This window comes from Mangrovimicrobium sediminis, from assembly GCF_004745945.1.
Lineage (GTDB): Bacteria > Pseudomonadota > Gammaproteobacteria > Pseudomonadales > Halieaceae > Mangrovimicrobium > Mangrovimicrobium sediminis.
On the sequence record NZ_SRLE01000002.1, the window covers coordinates 80,361 to 96,665 of the forward strand.

17 protein-coding genes are annotated in these 16,305 nt (G+C 68.3%); 7 read left to right on the plus strand and 10 right to left on the minus strand.

What is annotated here, in order from left to right; translation table 11 throughout:
• Nucleotides 1–8: 8 nt before the first annotated feature.
• Genes E4634_RS01940 through E4634_RS01950 form a run of 3 tightly spaced genes read right to left on the minus strand, consistent with a single transcriptional unit; the run spans nt 9 to nt 3,507 of the window.
• Entirely contained in the window at nt 9–764 is a 756-nt protein-coding gene (locus E4634_RS01940) for a class I SAM-dependent methyltransferase (RefSeq protein WP_135440924.1), read from the minus strand.
• A gap of 10 nt (nt 765–774) precedes the next feature.
• Nucleotides 775–2,733, minus strand: a complete 1,959-nt coding sequence (gene dxs / locus E4634_RS01945; RefSeq protein WP_135440925.1) for a 1-deoxy-D-xylulose-5-phosphate synthase — start codon at nt 2,731–2,733, stop codon at nt 775–777.
• A gap of 36 nt (nt 2,734–2,769) precedes the next feature.
• The gene (locus E4634_RS01950) at nt 2,770–3,507 is read right to left on the minus strand and encodes an SGNH/GDSL hydrolase family protein (protein WP_135440926.1); all 738 of its coding nucleotides are present in this window, start codon (nt 3,505–3,507) and stop codon (nt 2,770–2,772) included.
• A gap of 134 nt (nt 3,508–3,641) precedes the next feature.
• Between E4634_RS01950 and E4634_RS01955 the strand changes: the two genes are divergently transcribed.
• Nucleotides 3,642–4,883 carry a GGDEF domain-containing protein gene (locus tag E4634_RS01955; RefSeq protein WP_135440927.1) on the plus strand — a complete coding sequence of 414 codons (1,242 nt, stop codon included), beginning with the start codon at nt 3,642–3,644 and terminating at the stop codon, nt 4,881–4,883.
• Here E4634_RS01955 and hslR read toward each other — a convergent pair.
• Nucleotides 4,880–5,281, minus strand: coding sequence for a ribosome-associated heat shock protein Hsp15 (gene hslR, locus E4634_RS01960; RefSeq protein WP_206046767.1), 402 nt, complete (start codon nt 5,279–5,281; stop codon nt 4,880–4,882). The two genes, E4634_RS01955 and hslR, sit on opposite strands and share 4 nt — an antisense overlap.
• Nucleotides 5,278–5,943: a GMP/IMP nucleotidase gene (gene yrfG, locus E4634_RS01965; protein WP_135440928.1), complete on the minus strand. Its 666-nt coding sequence runs from the start codon at nt 5,941–5,943 to the stop codon at nt 5,278–5,280. Before yrfG ends, hslR begins: the two co-directional genes overlap by 4 nt.
• Nucleotides 5,944–6,035: 92 nt before the next feature.
• Here yrfG and cysQ point away from each other — a divergent pair, with 92 nt between their 5' ends.
• From cysQ to E4634_RS01985, 4 genes are all read left to right on the plus strand, one after another.
• Nucleotides 6,036–6,899, plus strand: coding sequence for a 3'(2'),5'-bisphosphate nucleotidase CysQ (cysQ, locus tag E4634_RS01970; RefSeq protein ID WP_135440929.1), 864 nt, complete (start codon nt 6,036–6,038; stop codon nt 6,897–6,899).
• A gap of 79 nt (nt 6,900–6,978) precedes the next feature.
• Complete coding sequence (locus E4634_RS01975) at nt 6,979–7,230, plus strand: YdcH family protein (RefSeq protein ID WP_135440930.1); 252 nt, start codon at nt 6,979–6,981, stop codon at nt 7,228–7,230.
• Between the two features lie 25 nt (nt 7,231–7,255).
• Entirely contained in the window at nt 7,256–8,152 is an 897-nt protein-coding gene (locus tag E4634_RS01980; protein ID WP_167854726.1) for an MBL fold metallo-hydrolase, read from the plus strand.
• An 82-nt stretch (nt 8,153–8,234) separates the two neighbouring features.
• Complete coding sequence (locus E4634_RS01985) at nt 8,235–9,482, plus strand: sterol desaturase family protein (protein WP_135440932.1); 1,248 nt, start codon at nt 8,235–8,237, stop codon at nt 9,480–9,482.
• Here the strand turns inward: E4634_RS01985 and E4634_RS01990 are convergent.
• From E4634_RS01990 to E4634_RS02005, 4 genes are read right to left on the minus strand one after another with little or no spacing between them, the layout of a single operon-like run.
• A complete protein-coding gene (locus E4634_RS01990) occupies nt 9,419–9,961 on the minus strand; it encodes a YaeQ family protein (RefSeq protein ID WP_135440933.1) in 543 nt (180 codons plus the stop codon). The two genes, E4634_RS01985 and E4634_RS01990, sit on opposite strands and share 64 nt — an antisense overlap.
• A complete protein-coding gene (locus E4634_RS01995) occupies nt 9,961–10,308 on the minus strand; it encodes a hypothetical protein (RefSeq protein ID WP_135440934.1) in 348 nt (115 codons plus the stop codon). The genes E4634_RS01990 and E4634_RS01995 overlap by 1 nt, the downstream gene beginning before the upstream one ends.
• Before the next feature lie 6 nt (nt 10,309–10,314).
• Nucleotides 10,315–11,211 carry a hydroxymethylglutaryl-CoA lyase gene (locus E4634_RS02000; protein WP_135440935.1) on the minus strand — a complete coding sequence of 299 codons (897 nt, stop codon included), beginning with the start codon at nt 11,209–11,211 and terminating at the stop codon, nt 10,315–10,317.
• A gap of 37 nt (nt 11,212–11,248) precedes the next feature.
• Nucleotides 11,249–12,415: an isovaleryl-CoA dehydrogenase gene (locus E4634_RS02005; protein ID WP_135440936.1), complete on the minus strand. Its 1,167-nt coding sequence runs from the start codon at nt 12,413–12,415 to the stop codon at nt 11,249–11,251.
• 164 nt (nt 12,416–12,579) lie between these two features.
• On the opposite strand from E4634_RS02005, the gene birA reads away from it, so the two are divergent.
• Both birA and E4634_RS02015 read left to right on the plus strand, forming a co-directional pair.
• Complete coding sequence (gene birA / locus E4634_RS02010) at nt 12,580–13,560, plus strand: bifunctional biotin--[acetyl-CoA-carboxylase] ligase/biotin operon repressor BirA (protein ID WP_135441112.1); 981 nt, start codon at nt 12,580–12,582, stop codon at nt 13,558–13,560.
• On the plus strand, nt 13,557–14,300 hold the full coding sequence (locus tag E4634_RS02015; RefSeq protein WP_135440937.1) for a type III pantothenate kinase: 744 nt from the start codon (nt 13,557–13,559) through the stop codon (nt 14,298–14,300). Before birA ends, E4634_RS02015 begins: the two co-directional genes overlap by 4 nt.
• A 9-nt stretch (nt 14,301–14,309) precedes the next feature.
• On the opposite strand, the gene E4634_RS02020 is transcribed toward E4634_RS02015, so the two are convergent.
• Nucleotides 14,310–16,250 carry an acyltransferase family protein gene (locus tag E4634_RS02020; RefSeq protein WP_167854727.1) on the minus strand — a complete coding sequence of 647 codons (1,941 nt, stop codon included), beginning with the start codon at nt 16,248–16,250 and terminating at the stop codon, nt 14,310–14,312.
• Nucleotides 16,251–16,305: the final 55 nt, after the last annotated feature.

Genomic DNA, 16,305 nt, shown 5'->3' on the forward strand with positions numbered 1-16,305 from the left:
CCCCGTCTTCAGGCCGCGGGTTTGCGCAACAGCCAGATGTGCGGGGTGGCCCACTTGCAGTAGCGGGCCACGGTGCTGGCCAGTCGCCACTTCAGGCTGCCCGGGCGCAACATGTATTCCACGCCGAACTTCTCCGGTTCGCTGATCACCCGCGGTGAATAATCGTGCAACTCGAAGCCGGCACACAGCCGGCGCAGCCCGGTATAGCTCAGGTGTTTCTCGTGGTAGTACCGGCCTTTGCCCGCCGCGCGCATGTACAGGTGGGCGAGCGGTCGCGGCAACAGGGAGAGCAGCGGCAGGCGGTAGTGGGGCTCCATCAGCATGACGCGATTGTTGCCGGAGAAGTAGCAGAATCCACCGGGCCGCAGCACGCGGAAGATCTCCGCGAAGAGGACGGCGGCATCGGGCACGTGTTCGTAGACGTGGGAGCAGACCACCACGTCCACGCTGTTGTCGCCGCGCTCGAGTTGCATGGCATCGCCCACCGCGAAGTGCAGGTTGGGTTTGTCGAAGCGCTCCCGGGCGAACGCCATCGCCGGTTCATCGATGTCGATGCCGAAGACTTCACCGAAGTGGTCCGCCAGGTAATTGTCGATGATGCCGCTGGAACTGCCGACGTCGAGTAGCGTGAGGGAGCTGAGGTCTTCCGTCTGCAGGAAATCCCGGCACACGCGGACGATGGTCTCCGCCTTGCGGCTGCGGCCATCGCTGTCGAAAACCGAGGGCCGGATCTCCGAATAGTTGAACTGGTATTCGCGCTGCATCGCCCGGCGTTCAGGGTGTCTGCAGGCCGGGATTGGCGGCCGTTCGCCGCTCGGGAAACTCAGCTGCCGCCGTCAGGGGCTGGCCGTCGGAGCAGCGCTGCGCGATGGCGTCGGTGATGCCCGCCGCATCCAGCCCTGCCTCCTGCAGCAGCAGGGAATGCGCCCCGTGCTGGATAAAGCTGTCCGGCAGCCCGAGGTTAAGCACCGCGACATCCACACCGTGTGCAGCCAGCAGTTCGTTGACTGCGCTGCCGGCACCACCGGCCACCGCGTTCTCCTCCACGGTCACGATCAGGCGGTGAGTCTCGGCGGCCGCCAGCACCGCGTCCTCGTCCAGCGGCTTGACCCAGCGCATGTCCAGCAAGGTGGCACCATGCGCCTCCGCGGCTTCGCGCGCGGCCGCCAGAAGGGTACCGAAATTCAGGATGGCCACGGCGCTACCTCGGCGCAGTGTCACCGCGCGACCGATCTCCACCGCCGCCATGGTTTCCTCGATGGTTGCCCCGGGGCCCTGCCCGCGCGGGTAGCGCACCGCCGCGGGGCCGGGGTGCTGGAACGCGGTATACAGCAGCTGCCGACACTCGTTCTCGTCCGAGGGCGCGCCGATTACCAGGTTGGGTATGCAGCGCAGGTAGCTGAGGTCGAAGGCGCCGTGGTGAGTGGGGCCGTCCTCGCCCACCAGGCCGGCGCGGTCGATGCCGAAGGTCACGTCCAGGTTCTGCAGCGCCACGTCGTGGATCAGCTGGTCGTAGCCGCGCTGCAGGAAGGTCGAGTAGATGGCCACCACCGGCTTCAGGCCATCGCAGGCCATGCCCGCGGCCAGGGTTACCGCGTGCTGCTCGGCGATGGCGACGTCGTAGTAGCGCTCCGGGTACTGGGCGGCGAACTCGACCATGCCCGAGCCCTCGCACATGGCCGGGGTGATGCCCACCAGCCGGTCATCCTGCGCCGCCATATCGCACAGCCACTGGCCGAACACCGCCTGGTATTTGGGGCCGCGAGGGCGCGCCGCAACCGTGGGCTGCGGCTGCTTGGGCTTGGCCTCGATCTTGTTGATGGCGTGGTAGCCCACCGGGTCTTCCTCGGCGGGCAGGTAGCCCTTGCCCTTCACCGTGCGGATGTGCAGGAACTGCGGGCCGTCGAGTTCCATCATGTTGTTCAGGGTGCGCACCAGCTGCGGCAGGTCGTGGCCGTCCAGCGGGCCGATGTAGTGGAAGCCCAGCTCCTCGAACAGGGTCCCCGGGGCCACCATGCCCTTCATGTGCTCCTCGGTGCGCTTGGCCCACTCCCAGAGGAAGCTGAACTTCTCGAGGAAGCGCTTGGAGCGCTCGCGCATGCCGAGGTAGGTCTTGGTCGCCCAGATCTTGGCGAAGTAGGTGGCCAGGCCGCCGGTGTTGTGGCCGATGGACATCTGGTTGTCGTTGAGGACCACCAGCATGTTGGGGCGCTCGTGGCCGGCGTGGGCCAGCGCCTCGAACGCCATGCCGCCGGTGATGGCGCCGTCGCCGATCACCGCCACCACCTTGCGCTCGATGCCCTGCTGGCGCGCCGCCAGCGCCATGCCCATGGCGGCGGAGATACTGGTGGAGGAGTGGCCGACGCCGAAGGTGTCGTACTCGCTCTCGCTGCGCTTGGGGAAGCCGGCCAGCCCGCCGGCCTGGCGGATGCTCTGCATCTGGCGCATGCGCCCGGTGAGGATCTTGTGCGGGTAGGTCTGGTGGCCCACATCCCAGACCAGTCGGTCGTGCGGCGTATCCAGCACGTGGTGCAGGGCGACGGTCAGTTCCACCACGCCCAGTCCGGCGCCGAAGTGCCCGCCGGACTGGCCGACGCTGTACAGCAGGTAGCGGCGCAGTTCGTCTGCCAGCTGCTCGAGTTCGGCGCTGTCGAGGTCCGCGATGGCGGCGCCTTCGTCGATGGCCTGGAGCAGCGGGGTGGGCGGTGGCGCGACTGGTATTTCGGAGATCATGGGCGGATTCTAACCCATAAACCCCCCTGCCGTGGCCTAGGTTTCGGCGTTTCCAGCTATCGGCTCCTCCGCCTCCAGCGCCGATTTCAGCAACAGGGACAGGCGCAGGTAGCCGTGCTCGTTGAGGTTCAGGCCGTCGAAGCGGAAATAGGCCGGGTCGGGGTTGCCCTCGGCGTCACAGAGCAGGGCGTTGGCGTCGAGGATCTCCACCCGCGCGTCCCCTCGCGCCCATTCCTGCAGCAGGCGCGTGGAGGCCTCCACGCGCTCGCGATCGCCGGGGTGCAGCGGAGTCTTCAGCGGCGAGATGACATAGATGCGCCGGGTCCGGGCGAAGCCCGCGTCCAGGGCCACCAGGTCGCGCACGGCGCCCGCCAGCTGTGCGGCGTCCTTGTTGTCGCGCAGGTGGAAGTCGCTGTCGCCGGGCATCACCACCAGGGTATCCGGCCGGTAGTAGGCGACAAGGCGCTCATAGTGGTGGGCGATATCGTCGATGGTGGCGTTGCCGAGGCCGCGCATGAGCACCGGGCGCGGCGCCAGCAGCGGTTCCAGGCCGCGCCACAGGGTCACGCGGTGGCCGCCCACCACTTCGATGGGGCGCTCGGGCAGCGTGGTGCTCTGGTCCTCGCGCACATAGGCCGCCATATGCGGGGCCCAGGCCTCGGGCGAGGCATCCAGCGTGGCGGTGGTATCCCTGGCTACCAGGTAGGTCAGGTGCACGACGGGCGCCAGCAGGAGTACCAGGCAGATGGCGCGCAATACTCTCCAAGGGATCATGTCATCTTCCGTGTATGGCCCAATGGTCGCCCCTGTCGGGGCGCGCGGCAAGCGCGCATCGCGAGTGTGTGAAGCACCTCGCAGCTTTGCGCTCCGGACATGGGAATCTGCCCCGCGCACTGTAGGATCAGCAGATGATATACCAGCGGTACATTCCGGCCCACGAGTTGTTCAGTGCGCAGCTCGAACTGCTGATGCAGAACGGGCAACTGCCCACCGTGGCCGCCCACCTGATCGGCGTCGCCGCGGCGCTGGCCATGTTCTGGCCATTCCTCGACCCCACCGCGATGCTGCTGTGGGCCGGGGCATTCCTGGCGCTGCTGCTGTTGCGCTCGCTGCATATGAGTCGCGCGCTGAGCAGCCACGCCTATCGTATAGCGCCGCGCTGGGTGTACGCCTGGCTGGTACTGGGTTCGGCGGCCACCGGCACGATCTGGTCGGCGGTGTACATCTACGCCGCGCACCATGTGCCGATCACCATGCAGTACACCTTCCTGCTGCTGATCCTGATGATCACCGCGATATCGGTCGGTTTCTCGGTGATCCTGCGCGAGTATTTCATCGTCTACCTGTTCACCGCGATCTGGCCGATCGCCTGGTGGAGCCTGGCCAACTACTGGGAGCAGCCCTACAACCTGGTGCTGGGGCTGGTGCTGTTGGCCTTCTGCGCCCTGCTGGTGGTGATCTGCGACCGCATGTACCGCTCCTTCCGCAACATGATCTCGCTCAACTGGGAGCGCGAGGCGATGTCGCGTGAACTGGGCGAACTGACCCACTCCCTGCGCGAGCGCAACCGCCAGCTGCGCGACGCCCGGCAACAGCTGACCTGCCTCGCCAACATCGACGAGCTCACCGGGCTGGGCAACCGGCGCATGGCCAACAGCGCGCTGAACGACGAGATCAACCGCGCCCGGCGCACCGGCGCCTGCCTGTCCCTGGTCATGCTCGACGTGGATTGCTTCAAGGCCTACAACGACACCTACGGCCATCCGGCGGGGGACCGGGTGCTGCAACGCCTGGCCGATCTCATGCAGCGAGCCACCACCCGCGCCGGGGAGCTGGTCGCGCGTTTCGGCGGCGAGGAGTTCATCCTGATCCTGCCCGGCGCCTGCGCGGAGACTGCCCTGCGCACCGCCGAGCGCCTGCGCCAACTGGTCGAGGAAGAGGCGATCCCGCATGCCGGCTCGCCGCAGTTCGGTGTGATTACCGTCAGCCAGGGCCTGCTCACGCTGGAGCCGGGTACCGATGCCCAGCCCGGTGAACTGGTTTCGCGCGCCGACCAGGCGCTGTACCGCGCCAAGCAACTCGGGCGCAACCGGGTGGTGGTGGCCGGGCCGTCGCCCAGCGCGGACATTGGCGCAGCGCCGCCGGGCTAGTCGTCCTCGCCGGTCTTGAAGCGGTGGATCTGCCGCCGCTGCTTCTTGGTCGGGCGCCCCAGGGGTCGCTCGATCATGCCGCCCGCCGCCTTGCGCGCAGCGGCCGCCGCTTCCCGCCGCTGCAAGCTCTCCGCCGTTTCCAAATACAGTGCCTGGGCCTCGGGCGCGCCGCGGCGCTGGTCGGACAGGCCCTGCACCACCACGGTTTTCTCATCCCAGCCCTGGCGGATCTGCAGGGTGTCGCCGACGGCGATCTCCCGCGAGACTTTCACCCGCTGGCCGCCCAGGTGGACCTTGCCGCCCTCGATGGCCGCCTTGGCCAGGCTGCGGGTCTTGAAGAAGCGCGCCGCCCACAGCCACTTGTCCAGGCGCAGGCGTTCGCCCTGGAAGCCGCTCATGGCTGTGCCGCCTCGGGCATGATTTCGTCGAAGTGGTGAATGCCGGGGAAGCGAGTATCGATGCGCTTCTGCCGCCGGCTGTCCGGCTGCAGCAGGGTGAGCAGGTGTGCGATGCCGTAGCAACGCGCGGATTCCAGTACTCGCTCGGTGTCGTCGATGAGCAGGGTGCGCGCCGGGTCGAAGGGGTGCAGTGCCTGTAGGCGGTGCCAGAAATCCTGCTCCTCCTTGGGCGCGCCCAGCTCGTGGGAGACCACCACGCGGTCGAACCAGCCGGTGATGTCGACATGGCCCATCTTGATGTCCAGGGTCTTGCGGTGGGCGTTGGTCACCATCACCACGTCGCGGCGGGCGTCGCGCAGGCGCTGCAGGAACTCCAGCACAAACGGCCGCACCGCCACCATGTGGCGCAGTTCGTGGGTGAGGGCGGGGATATCCAGTTGCAGGCGCTCGGACCAGTAGTCCAGGGAGTACCAGTCCAGTGTGCCCTGCTCGATGCCAAAGGCCTCGTCCAGGCGCGCCGCGGACTCCGCCGGGCTCAGTTGGTGGGTGCGGGCGTAGACCTCGGGGATGTGCTCGACCCAGAAGAAGTTGTCGAAGTGCAGGTCCAGCAGGGTGCCGTCCATGTCCAGCAGCACGGTATCTACACTGTCCCAGTCGATCATCGGTCCTTCCGTTTACGGGGCTGCGGCGATTATACCCGACGCCGTCCGCGGCCGGGCAGGGCGGCGCAGTTCCCGGTATAATGCGCCGGCTTATGTCACACACCGATTTATCACTACCGGGCCTGGTCGCGCCGCTGCTGGCGGTATGCCGGGAGGCCGCCGCGGCCATCGTCGAGCACTACGACTCGCCGGGGGCCGATGCGTTTCACGCCAAGGCCGACGACTCCCCGCTGACCCGCGCCGACCTCGCCTCCCACGCCATCCTCAGCCGCGGCCTGCAGGCGCTGGCGCCGGGGGTGCCGGTACTCTCCGAGGAATCGCGCCCGGAAGACGTCGCCGGTCGCCGCGACTGGCAGCGTTTCTGGCTGGTGGACCCGCTGGACGGCACCAAGGAGTTCCTCGCCCGCACCGGTGAATTCACCATCAATATTGCCCTGATCGAAGAGCATCGGCCGGTATTCGGCCTGCTCTATGTACCCCTGCGCAGCCACGCCTTTGTCGGCATTCCCGGTGAACTCGCCCTGCAGTTCACCGGCCCGGACTGTCCGGGACTGCCGCTGGCCACGCGTCCGCTGAGCGCGCAGCACCCGCTGGTGGTACTGGCCAGCCGGCGCCACCGCGGCGAGCGCCTGACCAGCTGCCTTGCGGGGCTGGCCAGCGCCGGTTGGGAGATCGAGCGCCGCAACAGCGGCAGTGCGCTCAAGTTCTGCGACCTGGCGGCAGGAGACGGGGACTTCTACCCGCGTTTCGCACCCTGCTCGGAGTGGGACACCGCAGCCGGGCAGGCGCTGCTGGAAGCGGCCGGGGGCGCGCTGCTGGACCTCGCCGGGCAGCCGCTGCGCTACAACTGCCGCGACAGCCTGCTCAGCCCGCCGTTCCTGGCCATCGCCGACCCCGGGCACGCCCTGTGGGCCGATGTGCTCGCGGAAATCGCCGCCTCCGGCACGGCGCGCTGAACGGCGCTTGTACCGGCAATCGAATCGGGTATAGAGTGGCACTCTTGTCTGACGCTGCACCGGGAAGCACGTTGCGAACATGAGTGACATCGAAGAGCCTGGCAAGGACGCCGAGTCCGCACAGGAAGCCGCCAACGAGGTGATGACCCCGGCCATGCGGTTGATGGAACTGCAGGGCAAGCACCGCGCCCTGGACGCCCGGATTCACGAGATGTACGAGTACCCGTACCAGAACCAGATCCTGCTGCAGCGCCTGAAAAAAGAAAAACTGCGACTCAAGGACGCCATCGAACGCCTCAAGGACGAGATGATTCCCGACCTGAACGCCTGATCGCATGGCCGCAAGGAGGTCCCCCGTGTTCCGATTCCCACTCGCCGTTTTCTGCCTGGCGACCATCCTGGTATTTCCCGCGGCCGCCGGTGCCGCCGAGGAGGCGCCGCGCGTCAAGATCACGCCGATCAAGGGCCCCCTGTACGAGTTGCAGGGCAGTGGTGGCAACGTGGTCGCCTCCGTCGGTGACGACGGCGTACTGTTGATCGACTCGGACTACGCCGAGTACGCCCCCGCCTACGAGGCGGCGCTGGCCGGCCTGAGCAGCGTGCCCGGCGCCCCGCGCTTCCTGTTCAACACCCACTGGCATTTCGATCACGTGGGCGGCAACGCCTACTGGGGCGAGCAGGGCACGCTGATTGCCGCTCATGACAATGTCTACCAGCGCATGAGCACCCGCCAGGAAATGAAGGTGTTCAACCGCGTGGTCGAGCCCAGCCCGGCGGCGGCGCTGCCGGTCATCACCTATGCCGATGAAGTAGCGGTGCATTTCAACGGCGACCTGGTGCGCGCCCGGCACTACCCGCACGGGCACACGGACGGCGACAGCATCATCTTCTTCACCGGGCAGAATGTCGTGCACATGGGCGACCACGTGTTCAAGGGGGCCTTCCCCTTTATCGATATCGGTTCCGGCGGCAATGCGTTCAGCTTCATCGACAACCTGCGCGCCGTGCACGGCCAGGTCAACGACGAAACCGTACTGGTGCCCGGCCACGGCGCCGGCTTCCTCGACCGCGCGGGCCTCGCCGCCTACATCGAGGTCCTCGCGACCACCGCGGAGTACACCCGCGCGCAACTGGCCGCCGGCAAGTCGGTGGAGGAGATCGCCGCGCAGGACTGGTGGGAGCAGTACGCCAGCTACGGACAGGGCTTCATCGACACCGCGTCATGGGTCAGCTTCATCGCGGGCAGCCTGTAAACGGCCGTTAGCGCGCGGCTTGTAGTGAGTGGCCTGTAGTGAGCAGTGTAGTGCGGAGGCAGTGTAGTGCGGAGATAGCCCCGTGAACCTGGTCCAGTACGCGGTTCCCTTTTTCATCCTGGCCATGCTCGTCGAGCTGGCCTGGGGCGTATCCCGCGGCCGCAATACCTACCGTATCAACGACAGCGTCGGCAGCCTCTCCCTCGGCGTGCTCAGCCAGGCGCGGCGATTCGTCACCCTCGGTATCGGCGGCTACGTCTATCACCTGGTGACCGAATACTTCTCCCTGCCATTGCTCGACGCCGGGCACTGGAGCACCTGGCTGCTGGCCCTGGTGCTGTACGACTTCTGCTATTACTGGCTGCACCGCCTGGGCCACGAGCGCAGCATCCTGTGGGCCGCCCACGTCGCCCATCACCAGAGCGAGGAGTACAACCTGAGCACGGCGCTGCGCCAGACCAGCACAGGCTTCCTGCTCGGCTGGGTCTTTTATGTGCCCATGTACCTGCTCGGCATTCCCGCCGAAGTGGTGGTGACCGCGGGCGCGATCAACCTGATTTACCAGTTCTGGGTGCACACCGAACATATTCCCAAACTGGGCTGGTACGAGTGGGTGTTCGTCACGCCATCCAACCACCGGGTGCACCACGCGCAGAACGACATCTACATGGATCGCAACTACGGCGGCATGTTTATCCTCTGGGACCGCCTGTTCGGCACCTTCCAGGAGGAACTGGCCGAGGAGCCCCCGGTGTTCGGCATCCGCGGCCCGCTGCGCAGTTTCAGCCCGCTGCGCGCGCTGACCCACATCTACGCGGACATGGCCCGCGACAGCTGGTACACCCGCGACTGGCGCGACAAGCTGCGCGTGTGGGTGGCGCGCACCGGCTGGCGGCCGGCGGACGTGGCGGCCGCGAACCCGCGACCCAAGCCCGAGCTGGCGGCGTTTCGCAAGTACGACCCGGCGGTCGCCGCCCGGGTGCCGCTGTATGCGTTGTTCCAGCTGGTCGCGTCGATTGCCCTGCTGCTGTGGATGCAGTCAGCGCAGCTGTCCTACGCGGCAGGTTTCCTTGGCTGGTGCGTGCTGCTGGCGACCCTCAGCCTGGCGGCGGCCTGGCTCGACGGGCGGCCGGCGCGGTGGGTCCTGGCGCTTGAAGGTGTGCGTCTGCTGGCTAGCGCGCTGCTGCTGGTGTGGGGCGCGGATGCCGTTTCCGGTGCCCTGCTGGCGGCGCTGGCCTACCTGGTCCTGAGCGCGGCCTGGCTGGTTCAGCTCGGGCGCAGCAGCGATTGCGGTTCCAGGCTGGCCGACGCCGAGCCGTTGTCCACGTAGATCACGCCGCCGGTCACCGACACGTTGAGTTGTGCGCCGCGCTCCAGCAGTTTGGCGGCAGCCTCGACCTCCTCCCAGTCAAACTGCCACAGCTCGAGGCGCGGCAGGTCCTCTAGGGCGGCGCGTTCCTTCTGCCACCAGGTGCCCGAACTGCGGCCGAAGGCATAGACGATCACTGTCGCGGCGCGGCCGCAGGCCTTGCGCAGGCGCGTCGGCTCCGGCTGTCCTACCTCGATCCAGGCGGCGATGTCGCCGTTGTCCTGCACTTGCCACAGGGCCGGCTCGTCGGTATTCGACAGGCCGCGGCCGAACTCCAGCCCCGGTCCCGCATTCAGGCAGTAGGCGAGCAGGCGCACCGCGAGACGCTCCAGGGTTTCCGAGGGGTGCCGGGCGAGGGTCAGGGTGAGGTCCTCGTAGTGCTGGCGATCCATGTCCGCCAGCGCGACCTGCGCCTTGTAGATCGTCGGTTTCAGGGCCATCAGGCAGTCTCCTCGCCGCGGCGTCGCCACAGCACGGTGGCGCACAGGGCGGCGAGCAGGGTATCGGCGAGCAGGGCGAGCGCGGTGCCGGCGCTCAACTCGCCGGTGGTGTAGTGCAGGCGCAGCGCCGCCGCGGCCAGCGGTGCGGCCACGCCGAGGTACAGCGACAACTTGCCGCGGCCGGCCAGGCCGAGGGCGATAAACAGGTAGACCGTACCCTGCATCAGTGAGGCCAGCGCCGCCCAGTCCAGTGCCCGCAGCCACAGGGAGCCGATATGGCCGGCGCCGCAGGCGATCGCCAGTGCGGCCGAGCCGTGGCGCAGGTTGGGGCGGGGCAGGGCGGGCATGCGCGCTCAGGCCTTCAGTGCGTTGGCGACATGCGAGGCACAGGGAATGTCCAGCGCCGCGCAGACGTGCCGCGCGGCGTCCACCAGGCGCGGCAGGTTGATACCGGTCTCGATACCCATACCGTGCAGCATGTAGACCACGTCCTCGGTGGCCACGTTGCCCGCGGCACCGGCGGCGTAGGGGCAGCCGCCGAGGCCGGCGACCGAGGCGTCGACGGTGGCGATGCCGCGCTGCAGCGCAACCAGGATATTGGCCAGGGCCTGGCCGTAGGTGTCGTGGCAGTGCACGGCCAGTTTATGTGCGGGGAACTCGCTCAGTATCAGGTCCAGTAACCGCGCCATGCTGCCGGCGGTACCGGTGCCGATAGTGTCGCCGATGGAGACCTCGTAGCAACCCATGTCGAAGAGCGCCCGGGTCAGCGCATGGACCGCATGCGGGTCCACCTCGCCCTCGTAGGGGCAGCCCAGGGCGCAGGAGATGTAGCCGCGCAGGGGCACTCCGGTTTCACTGGCGGCGGCCGCGACCGGCGCCAGGCGCTCCAGGCTCTGCTCGATGCTGCAGTTGGTGTTCTTCTGCGAAAAGCTCTCCGAGGCGGCGGTCATGATTGCGATCTCGTCCGCCGCCACCGCCATGGCGCGCTCGAAGCCCTTGAGATTGGGGGTGAGTGCGGTGTAGCGCACACCCGGCGCGCGGCGCACCTGGCGGAATACCGCCTCGCTGTCCGCCATTTGCGGTACCCACTGCGGGTTGACGAAGCTGCCGGTCTCGATGACCGTCAGGCCGGCCGCGGCGAGGTCGTCGAGCAGGCGCAGGCGGGCCGCCAGCGGAATCTGCTCGGGCCGGTTCTGCAGGCCGTCGCGGGGGCCGACTTCCACCAGCGTGACACGGGAGGGGAGGGTCATGGCTGCCTTGTCATCAGGTGCGGGGAGGCGCGCCGGTTCAGCGGCTGGCGTTGAACAGCTCGCGGCCGATCAGCATGCGGCGGATCTCCGAGGTGCCGGCGCCGATCTCGTAGAGCTTGGCGTCGCGCAGCAGGCGCCCGGTATTGGCCTCGTTGGTATAGCCGAAGCCGCCCATGGCCTGGATCGCCTCCAGCGCGCACTGGGTAGCTTTCTCCGCGGTGTACAGGATCACCGCGGCGCAGTCCTGGCGCGTTTCCTCGCCGCGGTCGCAGGCGGCGGCGACGGCATAGAGGTAGGCGCGGCTGGCGTTGAGGTCGGCGTACATGTCGGCCAGTTTGCCCTGCATCAGCTGGAACTCGCCGATGGACTTGCCGAACTGCTTGCGGTCGTGCAGGTAGGGCAGCACCTCGTCGATGCAGGCCTGCATGATGCCCACCGGCCCGGCGGCGAGGACGGTGCGCTCGTAGTCCAGGCCGGACATGAGGATGCCGACGCCGTCGCCCTCGTTCTTGAGCAGGTTTTCCGCCGGTACCGCGCAGTCCTCGAATACCAGCTCGCAGGTGTTGGAGCCGCGCATGCCCAGCTTGTCGAGCTTGGGCGAGCGGGAGAAACCGGGCAGGTCGCGTTCCACGATGAACGCGGAGATACCCTTCGAGCCCGCCGCCGGGTCGGTCTTGGCGTAGACGATGTACACATCCGCGTCCGGCCCGTTGGTGATCCACATCTTGGTGCCGTTGAAGATGTACACGTCGCCCTCGCGGCGCGCCTGCAACTGCATGCTGACGACGTCGGAGCCGGCGTTGGCCTCGCTCATGGCCAGTGCGCCGATCTTTTCCCCGGCGCACAGGCCGGGCAGGTACTTCTCTTTCTGCGATTCGGTGCCGTGCTTGCGCAGCTGGTTCAGGCACAGGTTGGACATGGCGCCGTAGGAAAGACCCACGGAGGCCGAGGCGCGGCTGATCTCTTCCATGACGATCGAGTGGGCCAGGTAACCCATGCCCGAGCCGCCGTAGGCCTCCTCCACGGTGATGCCGAGGATGCCCATGTCGCCGAACACCCGCCACAGCTCGTTGGGGAAGGCGTTGTCGCGGTCGATCTGCGCCGCGCGCGGGGCGATCTCCTTCAGGCACATCTGGCGCACTGCGTCGCGCAGCATGTCGATGTCTTCGCCGAGGCCGAAATTGAGGGACGGGTAGCTGCTCATGGGGAATTCCTGTGTTGCTGCATTGCGGCGCGGGGCGGCGGCGCCCGCCAGCGGCAGACAGTATAGCGAGCTGCGCGGTGAAGTAGGAGGGCGCGGCCCGAGCTGTGCCTGATATCAGCTGTGCCTGTTATCATCCGCTGATCGTGCACGACTTGCGTAACACCATGACCAGTTCACCGCTGCTAACCCTGCTCGCCGACGGCGAGTTCGTCTCCGGCCAGACCCTCGCCGACGCCCTGGGCGTCAGCCGCACCGCGGTGTGGAAACAGCTCAACAAGCTGGGCGAACTCGGCCTCGAGGTCGAGTCGATCAAGGGTCGCGGCTACCGAATCCCTGGCGGCATCGAGTTGCTGGATGCGGACGCGGTGCGCGCGGCGATGAATCCGCAGGCGCTGGGCCTGCTGGCGCAGCTGGACCTGCGCGACGAACTGGGCTCCACCAATGCCGAGGCCATGGCCCAGGTGGCCGCCGGCCGGCGCAGCGGCTACGTGTGCTGCGCCGAGCGCCAGAGTGCCGGGCGCGGCCGGCGCGGCCGGCCCTGGGTCAGTCCTTTCGCCCGCAACCTCTATTGCTCCGCGGTCTGGGAATACGCCCAGGGCGCGGCGGCGCTGGAGGGCCTGAGCCTCGCGGTGGGTGTGGCGGTGGCGCGGGCGCTGCAGCGCGCCGGTGTGGCCGACGTGCAACTGAAGTGGCCCAACGACGTGCTGCACGGCGGCAACAAGCTCGGCGGTATCCTGCTGGAGATGAGCGGCGACGCCGCCGGCCCCTGCCAGGTGGTGGTGGGCATCGGCATCAACGTTGATATGCCGCCCACCGCGGGTGCGGACATCGACCAGCAGTGGACCGATGTGCGCCGCGCCGCCGGTGGCCCGGTGCCGGGTCGCAGCGTCCTGCTCGGTTACCTGCTGGACGAGTTGCTGCCCATGCTGGCGGATTTCGAGCAGGGCGGCTTCGCCCCCTGGCGCATGGCCTGGGAAGCGCTGGACGCCTATGCCGGGCAGCCGGTGGTACTGGCCAGCGGCGAGCGGCGCGTCGCCGGTGTGGCGCGCGGTGTGGACGAGCGCGGCGCGCTGCGCCTGGAAACCGCGGCCGGCGGTGTGCAGAGTGTGTTTGGCGGCGAAATCTCCCTGCGGCCCGCGTCGTGAACTGTCCCTGCCTGCAGATCGACCTCGGCAACAGCAGTGCCAAGTGGCGGCTGGTGGACGATGGCCAGGTGCTGGCCCGGGGTCGCTACGGTCGCGATGATCCCGCCAGCCGCGAAGCCCTGCTGGGTGTAGCGCCGGTGCCGGTAGCAATCTGGGTGTCCAGCGTGGCCGATGCGGAGCACGAGTCACAACTTGTGACCATGCTGGGCGAGCGCTGGGGCGTGGAACCCTGGTTTGCACGTACCCCCGCCCACTGCGCGGGCCTCTCCAACAGTTACGCCGAGCCGCAGCGCATGGGCGTAGACCGCTGGCTGGCGATGCTCGGCGCGCGCGCCCGTTGCGCCGACAGGCTGTGTGTGGTGGATGCCGGTTCTGCCCTGACCATCGACCTGGTGGATGCCGGCGGGCGCCACGAGGGTGGCTACATCATTCCCGGCGCCCGCCTGATGGAGCGCGCGCTGTTGCTCGACACCGGTCGCGTGCGCTTCGAGCAGGACCCCCAGTACGACCTGGCCCCGGGCACCTCCACTGCGCAGGCGGTGCGCCACGGCATTGCCCTGGCCCAGGCCGGCGCTGTCCAACAGGCCCTGGCCCAGGCCGGCGAACCAGCGCCTGCGCTGTTCTTCTGTGGTGGCGACGGGGCCCTGCTGCGCGACCTGCTCGGCGAGCCCGGCGAGTTCGCCGCGGACCTGGTCTTCGAGGGCCTGCAGGTGATGGCCGCCGAGCAGGGAACTCAATAGCGACGCGGTTCAGTCCGCTGCTGGGCGGGTCAGTTGCAGGTGTTCGCCAAGGTAGCGGGAGCCAGGCAGGGAGAGGTGGCCCGGGTCGCGGTACAGCAGCACGCCGTCGTGCATGCCGGTGCAGAAATCCGCATCGCAGAAGACTGCCGGCGTATCCCACAGCATCACCCCGGGCCGCTGGGCCGCGACCGTCTCCAGGATCCTGCGGTAGGCGGCCTCGCGCCGCTGGTGGCGGGCAGCGGGTGTGCGGCATTCCCGCGGCGTGAATGGCGCAAGGCGCAGCGGTCGCAGATCCACGCAGGTCGCCGGGTCGAAGCCCAGCCCCGGCCAGTCGAGAACCAGTACCACCTGTTTGCCGGCTGCCTGCAGGCGATCCACGGTGGCCGCCAGCGCGCGGGCGAACACCTTGCGGTTGCTGTCCAGTGCCGGCGCCGCGGGGTCCTGCAACTGGTAGCGCCCGCGCTGGCTCAGGTACATCGGGCCCATGGAGGACAGGTACACGGTCTCGATCTGCGGGTTGGCCAGCACCCAGTCGAGGTTGCCGGCGGTCGCCGCGCGGCAGGTGTCCGGCGCCCCGGCATCGCGCACGCTCACGTCATACAGCGGCGGGCAGCCACCGACACCCAGGCGGATCACACCGGTCGGCGTATCCCGGTAGTAATGCGCCAGGGCGAAGAACACGTTGCTCGAGTGGCTGTCGCCGAGCACCGCCACCTGCGGCGATTTGCCGTCACTGAGACAGCGTCCAGGCACGCTGAGGCGGTCGGAGCAGTCGTCGCGTTCGTGCAGGCCCAGTTCCTTCCAGTAGAGCGTCTGCGCGCTGGCATTGAACTGTGTGGTGCGCGCGGGCACTCCGTCCAGCCGCCAGATCACGAGCCCGGCCAGCGCCACCAGCAGCATTGCGCCCAGCAGCAGCGCGGGAACCCGCCGCGCGCGGTGGTAGCGCAGCGGCCGCTCGAGGATGCGCCAGGTGAAGGCGGCGAGCAGCACCGCCAGCGCCACCGCGGCGCCGCGCACGGTCGCGGGCGGTTCGCCGGAGTACATGATGCGGGCGAAGGTCAGCAGCGGCCAATGCCACAGGTACAGCGGAAAGCTGATCTTGCCCACCAGCACCAGTAAGGGGTTGGCCAGCAGCCGGTTGGCAATACCCGCCGGGCCGGCGGCAAGCATGGTCGCGGCGCCGAGTACCGGCAGCAGCGCCCACCAGCGCGGGAATGCCGCCGCGCTATCGATGACGATGGTGGCGGTGACCATCAGAGCCAGGCCGGCGAGTGAACACAGGTGCTGCGCGGTGCGGCCCGCTGCGGCGGGTGTGCGGCTTGCGGGCAGGGCTGCGAGGGCGGCGCCGGCGAGCAACTCCCACACGCGGTTCCAGGGCAGGAAAAAGGCGCTGGCGCGATCCGCAGCCAGCAGGCCGCTGGCAAAGGACAGCAGGAGCAGGGCCAGGATCAGCGGCAGCGCCTGCCGCAGGCGCAGTGCCAGCAGGAGCAGCGCCGGCCAGACCAGGTAGAACTGTTCCTCGACGCCAAGGGACCAGAAGTGCAGCAGGGGTTTCAGCTTGCTGTCGGTGTCGAAGTAGCCCGCCTCGGTCCAGTACACGAGGTTGGGGACGAAGCCCGCACTCGCGGCAGTGTGCTTGCCCAACTGGGCGTATTCGTAGGGCAGCAGGACCCACCAGCCCGCCAGCATTGTGACCGCGAGCACCAGCGCCGTGGCGGGGAAGATGCGCTGGACCCGGCGGCGGTAGAAGTGCGCCAGGCTGAAGCTCCCCGCGGCGCTCTCGCGCAGGATGATGCCTGAGATCAGGTAGCCGGAAATAACGAAGAAGACGTCGACGCCGACGAATCCCCCCGGCAGCCAATCGGGAAAAGCGTGGTACACCAGCACCGCGATGATGGAGAAGGCGCGCAGCCCGTCGATATCCGGCCGGTAGCCGGTGGTGTCGCTCACCGGGAGGCGTGCGTGGCGCCGGGTCGTGGCCACACGCGCCTCGCGCTACAGGGAA

What these genes read in the sequence shown, in the direction of transcription:
- E4634_RS01975 (WP_135440930.1), top strand. Translation starts at nt 6,979, where the DNA reads ATGAGTGACATCGAAGAGCCTGGCAAGGACGCCGAGTCCGCACAGGAA.
- E4634_RS01955 (WP_135440927.1), top strand. Translation starts at nt 3,642, where the DNA reads ATGATATACCAGCGGTACATTCCGGCCCACGAGTTGTTCAGTGCGCAG.
- E4634_RS01940 (WP_135440924.1), bottom strand. Translation starts at nt 764, where the DNA reads ATGCAGCGCGAATACCAGTTCAACTATTCGGAGATCCGGCCCTCGGTT.
- E4634_RS01990 (WP_135440933.1), bottom strand. Translation starts at nt 9,961, where the DNA reads ATGGCCCTGAAACCGACGATCTACAAGGCGCAGGTCGCGCTGGCGGAC.
- hslR (WP_206046767.1), bottom strand. Translation starts at nt 5,281, where the DNA reads ATGAGCGGCTTCCAGGGCGAACGCCTGCGCCTGGACAAGTGGCTGTGG.
- yrfG (WP_135440928.1), bottom strand. Translation starts at nt 5,943, where the DNA reads ATGATCGACTGGGACAGTGTAGATACCGTGCTGCTGGACATGGACGGC.
- birA (WP_135441112.1), top strand. Translation starts at nt 12,580, where the DNA reads ATGACCAGTTCACCGCTGCTAACCCTGCTCGCCGACGGCGAGTTCGTC.
- E4634_RS02000 (WP_135440935.1), bottom strand. Translation starts at nt 11,211, where the DNA reads ATGACCCTCCCCTCCCGTGTCACGCTGGTGGAAGTCGGCCCCCGCGAC.
- dxs (WP_135440925.1), bottom strand. Translation starts at nt 2,733, where the DNA reads ATGATCTCCGAAATACCAGTCGCGCCACCGCCCACCCCGCTGCTCCAG.
- E4634_RS02005 (WP_135440936.1), bottom strand. Translation starts at nt 12,415, where the DNA reads ATGAGCAGCTACCCGTCCCTCAATTTCGGCCTCGGCGAAGACATCGAC.
- cysQ (WP_135440929.1), top strand. Translation starts at nt 6,036, where the DNA reads ATGTCACACACCGATTTATCACTACCGGGCCTGGTCGCGCCGCTGCTG.
- E4634_RS01995 (WP_135440934.1), bottom strand. Translation starts at nt 10,308, where the DNA reads ATGCCCGCCCTGCCCCGCCCCAACCTGCGCCACGGCTCGGCCGCACTG.
- E4634_RS01950 (WP_135440926.1), bottom strand. Translation starts at nt 3,507, where the DNA reads ATGATCCCTTGGAGAGTATTGCGCGCCATCTGCCTGGTACTCCTGCTG.